The sequence below is a fragment of the candidate division WOR-3 bacterium genome, from assembly GCA_011052815.1.
Taxonomy (GTDB): Bacteria; Hydrothermota; Tepidihabitantia; order SM23-42; family SM23-42; genus DRIG01.
Window position 1 is genome coordinate 1 of sequence record DRIG01000099.1, and the last position, 11,092, is coordinate 11,092.

Genomic DNA, 11,092 nt, shown 5'->3' on the forward strand with positions numbered 1-11,092 from the left:
AATATCGGCAGTGAGATCATCACGGAAAATTTGAAGAACGGCTCTTTTGATTATGAACAGGTGAAAAAGGATGTTTATCAGATTCTCCAGCACCGCGTGAAGCCGGAATTTCTCAACCGTGTCGACGAAATAATCGTATTCAAACCTCTTGAATTTGAAGAGATCAAGGCGATCGTCGAGCTTGAACTCAACAAGGTCGTAAAAAAGGTCAAGGAGTTCGGTTATGAGATCGACTTCACGGAAAATTTAAAAGACTATCTCGGCCATGAGGGGTTTGATCCGATGTACGGTGCACGACCCCTGCGTCGGGCAATTCAGAGGTTGATTGAAAATCCGCTTTCACGGAATATCATCGCCGGAAAGTTTCAAAAAGGTCAGAAGATCACCGCGGACATTTCCGAAGGTAAAGTCGTCTTTAAATAACCCACCCGCACATCTTAAGCGCTTGATTTTCCCGTAAATTTATAATATAATCGGGCATGCCCGAACTGCCTGAACTTGAGGTTTTACAGAGGCGTCTTCTTTGTCGGATAAAGGGCAAAGAAGTCGAACAGATGTGTATATTAAAACCCTATGTGTTGAAAAATTACTTTACGCGGAAACTTGCCGGTGAAAAGATCGAGAACATCAAAAGAAGGGGTAAGTATCTTGTAATCGAGTTGACCGAACATAAAATCATCCTGCATCTGATGCTGAGGGGTTCTATTCGTTTTCTGGAGGTTCCTGAAAAAATCAGGGGTTCGGCGGCATTGGTTTTAAAATTCACCGATGGTTCGTTGCTGGAAGTGAGCGAAAGAGGTCATAAAAAGCGGGTCTCGGTTCATATCCTTGCCGGGAATGAATCGACGGCACGACTGCAGTCTCTCGGTGCAGAACCTCTGGCTTCGGACTTTACAGAAGGGCTGTTCAAAGAACTGCTTCTTAAATCGAGACAACACCTTAAGACGTTCCTTCGCAACCAGTCATTGATTGCAGGTATTGGAAACGCCTATGCCGATGAGATATTGTGGCATGCCCGATTGTCTCCGTTCAAGAATACAGTACACCTTGATGACAGGGAGGCGAAAAGGTTGTATTGTGCGGTTCGTGAAGTTTTGAAACGGGCAATCAGGGAGATAGAGAAGAGAGGGGGGTCGGAGAAGAGGGATTTTTTGAAGATACACGGTCGCAAGGGGTTTGCCTGTCCGCGCTGCGGTGAAGATATTCAGACCATCAGTTATTCTGACAGTGAAACATACTACTGTGCGAAGTGTCAGACCGGGGGCAGAAAATTAAAGGACAGACGACTCTCAAAGTTCTATCGGTGAATTTGAAAGGAGGTAACGATGAATTACGAACAGGAAAAAAAGATGCACATTTCATTTTGCGGGTCATATTGTCATATGTGTGACTGGCATACAGGTAAAATAAAGAAGACTGCAAAAGCCGCCCTTGATATGATAAACGAATTCAATGGTTTCGGCAGGTTATTGAAGGACAAAGTCGATGTCGAAAACTTGAAGAAGGGATTGGAGATTCTCGCTGATTCAAGTATATGCTCGGGATGCAAGGCGGAGACCGGAGCTGATGCACGGTGCGCCATAAGAAAGTGCTGTTCAGCAAAAGGATATGATTTATGCAATGAATGTCCGGAATTTCCCTGTGATACATTGAAGAACAATCCCGGGGTGATCAAGTGGCACTGCCTTGAGAATCTTGAGGAGATAAAGAAGAACGGACTTGAGGATTGGATTGCAAAGCAGTGGACAGAGTACATAGCAGGTATGACATAGACCGATGATTCAACTCGACGGCGGCTATTTAGAAGGCGGCGGACAGATTCTCAGAACAGGGATCGCCCTGTCGGCGGTGACCCGTCAGGCGGTGCGTGTTTTTAATATAAGGAAAGGACGGGAAAAACCCGGTTTACGACCCCAGCACCTGCAGGGGATTATTGCAGCCGCTGAGATATGCGGAGCGGATGTGAGTGGTCTGCACCCGGGTGCCCTCGAGGTCGATTTTTCTCCCAGAAAGATAAAGGGGGGAAGGTATTCCATCGATACAAAGACCGCAGGTTCTGTCTCTTTGATCCTTCAAACATTGATACCGATGGTCTTTTTTGCAGACTCCCCTTTTGAGTTGATAATCCGTGGTGGAACCGCTGTTCCTTTCAGTCCCACGATAGAGTATTTAAAAAAAGTCGGCGGCTATTTTTTGGGACTCACCGGTATTTCTCTGAACATTGAAATAAAACGTCACGGATTCTATCCTGGAGGCGGTGGTGAAATTTTCGTAAAGGTTGAAATCGGCGGCGTGAGGAATATAGAAAAGGTTGAACGCGGCGCATTTGAGAAGATCGGGCTTATCGCCGTGGCTTCCAATCACCTGAAAGAAGCACGGGTTGCAGAGAGGATGATCTCCGGTTTTACCCGGATTTTGTCTGATGTTGATGCTGATTTCAGGTATGTGGACACACGGACCCCGGGTTGTTTCATCGTCGCTTATGCCTGTTTCGCCGATTCGATACTGGGCGCCGATGAATTGGGCCGGCCCGGTAAGAGGGCGGAGCTGGTCGGTGAGGGTGCGGCGCGGTCATTGAAAAAAGAGATTGATTCGGGTGCAGCCGTGGATTCCTGGATGGTGGATCAGATAATTCCTTATATGGCGTTGAGCACGTACCTCACGGACAGGGAGTCGAAGGTAAAGATTCCTTTGATGACGAAGCATGCGGAAACCAATATCTGGGTTGTCGAAAAATTCTTACCTGTCGAGTTCACGCTGCAGGAAAATATTGTCATCTGCCGCAAAAAAATATCTGACGATGGGTAAAGTACTCATTTATCTTTAGCTTTCTTTTTCGAGCCCCATTCTTTTTGTTTAAAACCCAGCTTTTCCTCAACTGACCGATTTCTCTTCTTCATAATAATTGCTCTCTTTAATACTTGTAGCTTAACAAGCATTCAAATATACCTCTACAAATCCACCGTGTCCAGTCCCTAAGGGTCTCAGTATAATTTCTTAAACCACCCAATGTTTAAATACAATTATACAATTGCATATATGCACAATTGTGCATATATCAATATTGTATTTATGAAGAAAAAGAATTTTTCTATTGATTTAAATAAAATAATGTATATAATCTGTGGTAAACAAGGGGGTTAGTAGTATGAGAAAGATAGAACGAAAAAAACCAATGAAGGAAATAATGTATCGCGAATCACGTATTGCTCAGGTATTGGGTGAACCATCTAAGTATTTGATTGTTAATCTTATTTTTCAAGAGGGACCATTGAGTGTTTCCGAAATAGCAAAAAAAGTCAATAGAACGCAACCTACTGTTTCTCACCATCTGGCAAAACTGAGAAGTTTAGAGATTGTCCGCTACGAGGCTAAAAATGATGGTTTTTATTACTGGATAAAATACCCGAAAGAATTAAAGATGATCCTGACAGCGTTGAATGTTTTTGTTCAACGTAGCCGTAAACGGTTGGAACACGATACTTAAAATATCAAACATATTTTATATATAGATAATTGTGCATATGTACAATTACGCAATTGCATATATTTAACTTGGTGTTTTAAGAGGGATTTTTTTTGGTGAGAGGAGAAACGTAGGTGTTTTACTTTAATATTTTAAACTGATATATTTTAAACTGATATATTTTAATTAAGGATGCTGATAAGGTAATATATTGTGTGATGAATGAATTGTGTAGAATAATATTGTGTATTACTTAAAATGCGTAATTGAATAGATTGTGTGTTAGATGAAAGGATGGAGATTGCTGTTGACACTTAATAAAATTTTCTTGATTTGAAAGTATATATTTGTATAATAGGGGCATTGGTGACAAAGACGAAGAATTATTATTTGACCATTGCTTCACGATTCGGTGACCTGGCGGTTGTATGGCAGGAGAATGGTCGGTCTGTGAAGATCGTTGAGATTCTTTTGCCGCATGCAGACGAACCGATAACCAGACGTCTCAGACGACTCTATGGAAATATTCTGCGCAGCAGCGCAGAACCTGTTTTGAAATTGAAGAAGAAACTCCTTACGTATCTGGCGGGCAAACAGACTTTTTTCGGCCTGAGTGATTTTGACCTGGATAAATTATATACATTCCAGAGACGGGTTCTTGACGGATGCCGGAAAATCCCTTACGGGAGGGTGATTAGTTATGGAGATTTGGCGGAAAAAATCGGCACACCGCGTGCCGCGCGCGCCGTGGGTACGGCCCTGGCAAAGAATCCTTTCCCGATCGTAATCCCCTGCCATCGTGTAATAAAAGGTAATGGTCTACCCGGGAAGTTCGGCGGCGGCGAAGAGCTCAAAAAAGACCTTTTGAAACTTGAAGGGGTGAGGTTTTACGAAAACAGTAGGGTGATGAGAGAGTTTATTCTTTGAGTGTAAACTCCCAGGCGCAATAAAAATCATCAGGATGAGGGTCGGGCGGACAGCACAGGCATTTTGTTTCAATGCGCGGATCGATTGTTTTTGCAAAATAGGAATATTCGATTATTCCGACGGGTTTACAGGGGAAATCCGGGAGCCCTTTTCTTTTGCGGGCGGCCTGGACACGGCAGTTGTTCATTCGGAAGACACATCTGTTTTCCGTTACTTCAGTGACTTCCTGGATGTTTATGAATGCATAGAGTCTGAACTTGAGAGCCTGAATCAACGCCTGGATGCCCCCGCCTTCTGCTATATTCAATCTCTTCATTATGCGCCGGGCTTCAATCCGGGTGAATTCCCGCCATGCCCTGCCGTCGAGTTCAATTGCGGTTTCCAGATTGAATTTGTTTTCAACCGCCTGGAACCAGAGGCCGTCATGGGCGAGCCAGTTCTTTGCGGCGTCGGTGAGTAACCCCAGAAGTTCTTCTTTATTCAGGTCCTTCGGTTCAATCATCTCTTCCTCCTGTTGTTTTATTATAGTGCTTCATAATATTTAAGACCTTGATGTATAACTAATTTTATTTTTTTATCCTGTTCGAGTTGTTCCAGACATTTTATCACTTCATTTTGATGCAGTCCGAGTGCACCGCAGATATCCTGCAGTGTTACAGGCCTTCGTTTTATCAGGCCGAGTATCGCATTTTCTTTGTCAGCCAGTTCTTCTGTCTTTTTGACCTTTTTGAACGCCACCACGATTTCGCAGGAACCGCCGAAGAACTTTTTTATTCTTTCCAGATCACTAAACGAAAGCGGTCGTGCATACTCTTCACTGGGCGGTCTGACCACGGTATTGAGGTCTATTCTGTCGGGCTTTATTCTCTCGATCGCGGTCTTCAATTTCTCGAGCTCTTCCTCGGTGTCATTCATCCCTTTTATGAGCATCAATTCCAGCCATATCTTCCCTTTGAATTTCTTTCGGAAGTCGCTCTGTCCTTTGATTATCTTTTCAACGGTCAGATCATTGTGGGGTCGGTTTATCTTTCTGAAGGTCTCTTCACTCGCGCTGCACAGGGTGGGCAGGATCAGATCGGCTTTGAGGAGCTGTTCAGCGATCTCAGGGATCCAGAGCAATGAGCCGTTGGTGAGTACGGCGACGGGTATTTCAGTGATCTGCTTGATTTCTTTTATTAAATAACCGATTTCTGAATGGAGGGTGGGTTCACCCGAACCTGAGAATGTGAGGTAGTCGATCTGTTTGCCGAGTTTCAAAGTATCCTTTACTTCTTTTATTATATCATCAGGCGGTGAATATCGTTTTTGCTCGATGGTTTTATTTGTCGTCTTACCGAGCTGACAATAGATACAGTCGAAACTGCAGTTTTTATAAGGGATGATGTCAATACCCAGGGAAAAACCGAGTCGGCGTGAAGGCACAGGACCGTATGTGTATCTATTCATTTTTTTTTATTTGTGATCAAAACAACACTGCCTGTTTTGATGTTGATATCCCGGGCGATGACCGGGCACTTTATCTTCAAGAGGAAGAAGATGGTTCGTTTCTGGTCGGAGAGGGTTTCGTAATTTCCTTGTCCCTTGCTTATTACCATATCGGCTTCGGTGAATATCCGTTTGAATTCTTCGGTGCAGAGTCCCAAGATGGTGCCGGGCGCATCGCATCCCGATGAAATTACTTCGGCTACTTTATCGATGCCCGCTTCCAGGGCGTCTTCCATTGTCGCGTCATTGATTATCGGTTTGCTGCGCACCGCGTATTTAACCGGTTTGTTCAGTTGTTCAATCAGTAATCTGTCCAGCACCGTCTCGCCGGCGTTGTCGCCGATGTAAAGAATCCATTTTGCATCTGAGAGTGATTTCTTGAATAAATCATATTCACACAGATCAAAATCTTTTTCATAGAGGGTGCTCAGTTCTTCTTTGATGTTGAAGTTCGGGTTGGCTCCGAAGTCGATCGCATTGCTGAGAGCGGCGAACTTCAAAGCTGTATACAAGGGGTCGGCTGATTCGGTGATTTTTTTTCGGAGTTCGTCGTATGAAGCGAGAAGATAGCCGGTGCATTTTTTCTTGGCTTCTTTAAAAGGGTCTTCGATGTTCGACGCCTGATAGATCGCCTTGTACACCATCATACCGATTTCAGGCGGTGTCGTGTCCATTGAGATTTTCGGGATGAGTGCGGCGATACGGTCAAAGATGTCTTTTATCTTCTGCTCATCAAGACGCGCCGTCTGTGCCGCGGTGAGCGCCTGTTTAAAAAAACATGGAATACATTCTAAATATGTCTTCGTTTTATCTGATTCCTTTCGTTTAGAATAATGATTTTTGGTTTTATCGCGTGTGCTTCCTGCGCATTGACGAGTGTATATGCAAGGATGCAGAGTTTGTCGCCCACTTTACCTTTATGGGAAGCCGGACCGTAGAGCACCATCTTGCCTGACCCGGCTTTTTCCGCAATCACGTAAGTTTCCAGTCGCTCGCCGTTGTTGTAATTGAGCACCTGAACCTTTTCACCGGCTACAATATTTGCAGCTTCCATAATTTTACTGTCAATGCCCATGCTGCCTTTGTAGTATAAACGGGTTTTTGTAATCGTCGCCTCTGTGATCTTTGATTTCAAAACTTCAATAAAGGTGGGTGTGGTCGTCTGGACTGCATCAGAGATCATTTCTCGATGGCTTTTAAAAGGAATGTGTGGTAATTTTTTAAGTGGTATGAAACGTGCCTCGGTTGTGTCTGAACCAGGTTTTGGTTTTTCAGTAAGGGCTTTGACTTCATAACCGATTAGAACGATATTGCCGTAAACTTTTGTCTTTTCTGTGTAGACGCCGAGCAGTCTCTTAATATTACCTTTGATGTTTGTTTCTTCTTCCAGTTCCCGGATCACTGCTCGTTCCGGTGTTTCATTCTGTTCCATAAAGCCGGTCGGCAGTGCCCATTTTCCTTTTCCCGGTGCGACCCCCCTTTTTATGAGAAGCACTTCATCTTTTTCATTGCGTACGAACGCCGCGACACTGGGCAAGGGATTATGATAATGCGTCCAGCCGCAGGCTTCACAGGTCAAGCGCGGCGCATCTTCTTTTTTTCGAATTGTCAAACGACTTCCGCAAATCGGACAGAATTTATATTTTTTCATCAAATTCTTCCTTTTTTTTGTTCAATGCTTTAATCAAACTCTTCAGGTCGACATTATTCTGCCGGGCGAGTTCTTCGACAGTACCCCAGAACGGTTCTCCGCAGACAAGGCAGGGCAGACCGAAATCAATAAAGACCTTTGTCATGCCGGGATATTTGGCAACTATCTCCTCGACAGAAGTTTGTTCGGTTATCTTCATATCTAATTATATTCATTAGCTGAAAAAAATCAATATGGAAAGGGGAAAGGGCATAGGGCGAAACGGAGAAAGGGTGAAGCGGTGAAACGGGAAATGGGGGAAAGGGAGAAACGGGGCATAGGGCATAGGGGAAAGGGAGCTTGACATGAGGGAATTTCTGCTTATAGTTTATGACGCGCTGAGATTATGAATACGATTGAATTCAAACCCATCGGTGTGATCCATACACCGTTTAAAGAGCCGAAAGGAACTCCGATCCAGCCGAAAGCCGGTAAGGGAATCAGGGGAGTCGTTGAACTCCAGCCGGAATACGTGGATGGTCTTGCTGATTTACAGAATTTTTCCCACCTCATTCTGATTTATCATCTGCATCTGAGCCGGGGGTTTAAGCTGAAAGTGGTGCCTTATCTGGATGATGAAGAGCGGGGTCTTTTCGCAACCCGGGCACCAAGACGACCCAATGCAATCGGACTTTCAGTGGTAAGATTGGATAAGATCGAAAAGAATAAACTCTATGTTCGTGACATCGACATCATTGACGGCACACCGTTGCTGGATATTAAACCCTATGTTCCGGTCTTTGATGAACCGGAAAAGGTAAAATTGGGCTGGCTTAAACAGAGAGTTCATAAACTTCCCGGAAAAAAGGATGACGGACGGTTCATCGATTAAGTGCAAGATAGTGCTTGACAACCTCTGTTTTTTTGTTATAATGTGTTATTATTTTTAAAAAAGTAACACGAAAAGGGAGTCAACTATGAAGAATTGGTGCAGGAATAGGTGGCGAATTTGGAAGAATATCGTTGAAGGTAATTTTTCGGGTGAGCAATACATCGAGGCTGCGCAGGAGTTTATTGGTGGTGGCGATGACGGCTTTTTTATGTTTCATTCCTTGTTTCTTTTTCCGCTGGTAGTAGGTGCGGAACATATTGGTGTACCAGATTGTGCCTATTGTCATGTGCCAGAGGATGCGGCGCAGATGGCGGTTGCCTCGTTTGGAGATTCGCTATTGACCTTTGAATTTCCCGGATTGTTGAATGATGGGGTCAATTCTCGGGCGATTCTTGCCGAGGGAATTTCGAGAAGGAGTGTAATGTGATAGGTTTTGTTGAGCAGGAAGTGGAGGATATTGATGTGGTAGCTACCGATGGATTCAATGCCGATGGCGAGGTTTTGTGGATTGCCGAGGGTTTGCAGGAATTCTGTGAGTTTGTTAAATTCTTCTTTAGTTTGGAGGAATCTTTTTTGGCTAATAATTTTTTCTTCGGTGTTAAGGACACAGAGGTCCAGGGTATTAAGGGATGCATCTATGCCGATAAAATATTCAGGCATGGTATGACCTCCTTTTTTGCCTTGGTTGGATTAAAAAGTGGAAACAGCATGCTTTCTCTTCTATCCTCCAAAGTGATTCGGGTTCGATGTCCTAACCAACTTATTGGGAATGGAGAAAGCAGGGGACTGACTTCTTTTCGGGCTCTCTGCCCAGGTGGTATGTCGTCCCCCTGTTTCCAAGCTTTCGGTTCCATTAGTTCTTTAATCATATCTAAATTATACTCAAATTCAACATAGGAGGTAAGATGTTAATCCTTGGTCTGTTAATACCACTCATCATAGGGACGGAGGACGACACCCTCAAGGTCTACTGGCTCGATGAGATCGTCGTAACCGCCACCAGGACTCCAAGGGCAGTTAAAGACCTCTCAGCTACTGTCTCGGTAGTCACTGAGGATGAAATCGATGTCCAGAATGCCAATTCGGCACCGGATCTTCTCGTGAATCTGCCCGGGGTTTTCGTTGAAAAGACTGGTGCCTTCGGCCGATCGGATATCGACATCCGGGGGATCGGTGATCGGGGGCGGAAGGTGATGGTCTTAGTCGATGGCCGGCCGGTGAAGATGGGACTTTTCGGCTGCACAGTAACCCATACCCTCCCTTTGAATAATGTTGAAAGAATCGAAGTCGTCCGGGGACCGGCATCGGTCCTTTACGGCTCTGACGCCCTGGGCGGAGTGGTTAATATCTTAACCAAAAAGGTTGAAGATGGCCTCTCGTCCGATCTGCGTTTGGCCTACGGCAGTCATAATACACGCCAGGGCAGACTCCGTCACGGTGCGAAGATAGGTCGCTTCGAATACTACCTGACCGGAGATTATCAGGATAGTGATGGCCACCTCAAAAATTCGGCCTACGAGGGCAAGGACATCACCGGAAGATTGGGTTATCAGTTGACCGATTGGCTAAATGCCTCATTATCCGGTAAATACTTTGATGGCTATAAAGAGGAACCACTAAAGGCAACTGATCCTGATACACTTGTTTCTGATGTCTGGAATAAATATCGGCGGGGCGCGGTTGATCTCTCTTTAAACGGCAATTGGGAAAGGATAACCAGCATGACTAAGGCATATGTCAATTTCGGCCATCATGAGTTCTCTGATGGCTGGCACTCCAAGGATTCAACCTACGGTTTCGTAGCTAATCTCTCCGGTCGATTTCTGCCCGGCAATGAACTGACCGTCGGATTTGAATATCGTCGTCAGCTCGGTGAAAAATTGGCGACCGAAGAGCAACCTACTGCCGGTTCCTGGAGCAAGTATGAGTATGGTGTATTCCTCCATGATGAGCAGCTCTTATTCAGAAGATTCAACCTCACCTTTGGTGGAAGGGTCAATCAAGATGAGATATCCGGTCGGACATTCATTCCCCAGGTCGGTCTTGTCTATCCGGTCATCGATGGAACGATCATCAGGGGATCAATAAACCGAGGCTTTAGATCGCCTCAGCTCAATGAGCTCTATATGTTCCCCCCCTCCAATCCTGACCTGAAAGCGGAATTCGTCACCAATTATGAGGCTGGGTTAGATCAACGAATCATCAGCGGCGTTTACCTCGATCTGGTCGGCTATCTGATGAAGGGTGAGAATATGATCGAGATTGTCCCCAATCCCAATCCTCCCCCAAGATACCGGTTCGAGAATACCGGCGAATTTGAGTTCCGCGGTGTTGAGTTTGGTTTAAAAGCCAAGATTGGTAATTATCTCCACGGTCAAATCAGCTATTCCCATCTCGATCTAGGAGAGAAGACAACCGGTCGGCCTGGTGATAAGATCGATCTATTCTTAAGGGCTGACTTCCAGAATTTTGACCTTGGGCTGACCGGGCAGTATGTTACAAACTACTATGCCGCCGACAGTTCTCAAGACAGGATTGATGACTATGTCTTGATAAACACCAGATTCTCTTACTCATTCTCCTTCGGACTCAGACCATTTATTGCAGTTGATAATCTCCTTGACCAGGATTATGTCGTCTATGCCAATCTGCCCGGTGGATCGGCTGGCCGCTACATGATGCCGATGCGGAC

At 45.0% G+C, this 11,092-nt stretch carries 14 protein-coding genes and 1 pseudogene; 8 read left to right on the forward strand and 7 right to left on the reverse strand.

Annotation, left to right across the window (positions count from 1 at the left end):
• The 6 genes from ENI34_09625 to ENI34_09650 all read left to right on the forward strand — a co-directional run.
• On the forward strand, positions 1-423 hold a 423-nt coding region (locus ENI34_09625), incomplete at its 5' end, for a type VI secretion system ATPase TssH (protein ID HEC79377.1).
• Positions 424-479: 56 nt separating this feature from the next.
• The gene (locus ENI34_09630; GenBank protein ID HEC79378.1) at positions 480-1,307 is read left to right on the forward strand and encodes an Fpg/Nei family DNA glycosylase; all 828 of its coding nucleotides are present in this window, start codon (positions 480-482) and stop codon (positions 1,305-1,307) included.
• Positions 1,308-1,325: 18 nt separating this feature from the next.
• Positions 1,326-1,772, forward strand: a complete 447-nt coding sequence (locus ENI34_09635; protein ID HEC79379.1) for a DUF3795 domain-containing protein — start codon at positions 1,326-1,328, stop codon at positions 1,770-1,772.
• Between the two features lie 4 nt (positions 1,773-1,776).
• Complete coding sequence (locus ENI34_09640; GenBank protein ID HEC79380.1) at positions 1,777-2,808, forward strand: RNA 3'-terminal phosphate cyclase; 1,032 nt, start codon at positions 1,777-1,779, stop codon at positions 2,806-2,808.
• A 340-nt stretch (positions 2,809-3,148) separates the two neighbouring features.
• The gene (locus ENI34_09645; GenBank protein HEC79381.1) at positions 3,149-3,487 is read left to right on the forward strand and encodes an ArsR family transcriptional regulator; all 339 of its coding nucleotides are present in this window, start codon (positions 3,149-3,151) and stop codon (positions 3,485-3,487) included.
• A gap of 429 nt (positions 3,488-3,916) precedes the next feature.
• The gene (locus ENI34_09650; GenBank protein HEC79382.1) at positions 3,917-4,393 is read left to right on the forward strand and encodes an MGMT family protein; all 477 of its coding nucleotides are present in this window, start codon (positions 3,917-3,919) and stop codon (positions 4,391-4,393) included.
• Here ENI34_09650 and ENI34_09655 read toward each other — a convergent pair.
• The 5 genes and pseudogenes from ENI34_09655 to ENI34_09675 form a co-directional block, all read right to left on the reverse strand.
• A complete protein-coding gene (locus ENI34_09655; GenBank protein HEC79383.1) occupies positions 4,383-4,895 on the reverse strand; it encodes a hypothetical protein in 513 nt (170 codons plus the stop codon). The genes ENI34_09650 and ENI34_09655 overlap by 11 nt on opposite strands.
• Before the next feature lie 20 nt (positions 4,896-4,915).
• A complete protein-coding gene (locus ENI34_09660) occupies positions 4,916-5,839 on the reverse strand; it encodes a radical SAM protein (GenBank protein HEC79384.1) in 924 nt (307 codons plus the stop codon).
• Positions 5,836-6,762 carry a DUF89 family protein gene (locus tag ENI34_09665; GenBank protein HEC79385.1) on the reverse strand — a complete coding sequence of 309 codons (927 nt, stop codon included), beginning with the start codon at positions 6,760-6,762 and terminating at the stop codon, positions 5,836-5,838. The genes ENI34_09660 and ENI34_09665 overlap by 4 nt, the downstream gene beginning before the upstream one ends.
• A 278-nt stretch (positions 6,763-7,040) precedes the next feature.
• Positions 7,041-7,529, reverse strand: a pseudogene (locus ENI34_09670) (NUDIX hydrolase).
• Positions 7,516-7,728, reverse strand: coding sequence for a DUF1858 domain-containing protein (locus ENI34_09675; protein HEC79386.1), 213 nt, complete (start codon positions 7,726-7,728; stop codon positions 7,516-7,518). Before ENI34_09675 ends, ENI34_09670 begins: the two are co-directional and overlap by 14 nt.
• Positions 7,729-7,914: 186 nt before the next feature.
• Here ENI34_09675 and tsaA point away from each other — a divergent pair, with 186 nt between their 5' ends.
• Positions 7,915-8,400: a tRNA (N6-threonylcarbamoyladenosine(37)-N6)-methyltransferase TrmO gene (gene tsaA, locus ENI34_09680; GenBank protein HEC79387.1), complete on the forward strand. Its 486-nt coding sequence runs from the start codon at positions 7,915-7,917 to the stop codon at positions 8,398-8,400.
• A 79-nt stretch (positions 8,401-8,479) separates the two neighbouring features.
• Here the strand turns inward: tsaA and ENI34_09685 are convergent, their stop codons facing one another.
• Complete coding sequence (locus tag ENI34_09685; protein ID HEC79388.1) at positions 8,480-8,686, reverse strand: hypothetical protein; 207 nt, start codon at positions 8,684-8,686, stop codon at positions 8,480-8,482.
• Complete coding sequence (locus tag ENI34_09690; protein HEC79389.1) at positions 8,683-9,060, reverse strand: hypothetical protein; 378 nt, start codon at positions 9,058-9,060, stop codon at positions 8,683-8,685. Before ENI34_09690 ends, ENI34_09685 begins: the two co-directional genes overlap by 4 nt.
• A 245-nt stretch (positions 9,061-9,305) precedes the next feature.
• Between ENI34_09690 and ENI34_09695 the strand changes: the two genes are divergently transcribed.
• Positions 9,306-11,092, forward strand: a 1,787-nt coding sequence (locus tag ENI34_09695) for a TonB-dependent receptor (GenBank protein ID HEC79390.1), incomplete at its 3' end; no start/stop codon positions are given.

Bases quoted from the DNA above. Each gene is read 5' to 3' on its own strand.
- ENI34_09630 (HEC79378.1), top strand. From the start codon at position 480: ATGCCCGAACTGCCTGAACTTGAGGTTTTACAGAGGCGTCTTCTTTGT.
- ENI34_09635 (HEC79379.1), top strand. From the start codon at position 1,326: ATGAATTACGAACAGGAAAAAAAGATGCACATTTCATTTTGCGGGTCA.
- ENI34_09640 (HEC79380.1), top strand. From the start codon at position 1,777: ATGATTCAACTCGACGGCGGCTATTTAGAAGGCGGCGGACAGATTCTC.
- ENI34_09645 (HEC79381.1), top strand. From the start codon at position 3,149: ATGAGAAAGATAGAACGAAAAAAACCAATGAAGGAAATAATGTATCGC.
- ENI34_09655 (HEC79383.1), bottom strand. From the start codon at position 4,895: ATGATTGAACCGAAGGACCTGAATAAAGAAGAACTTCTGGGGTTACTC.
- ENI34_09660 (HEC79384.1), bottom strand. From the start codon at position 5,839: ATGAATAGATACACATACGGTCCTGTGCCTTCACGCCGACTCGGTTTT.
- ENI34_09675 (HEC79386.1), bottom strand. From the start codon at position 7,728: ATGAAGATAACCGAACAAACTTCTGTCGAGGAGATAGTTGCCAAATAT.
- tsaA (HEC79387.1), top strand. From the start codon at position 7,915: ATGAATACGATTGAATTCAAACCCATCGGTGTGATCCATACACCGTTT.
- ENI34_09685 (HEC79388.1), bottom strand. From the start codon at position 8,686: ATGACAATAGGCACAATCTGGTACACCAATATGTTCCGCACCTACTAC.
- ENI34_09690 (HEC79389.1), bottom strand. From the start codon at position 9,060: ATGCCTGAATATTTTATCGGCATAGATGCATCCCTTAATACCCTGGAC.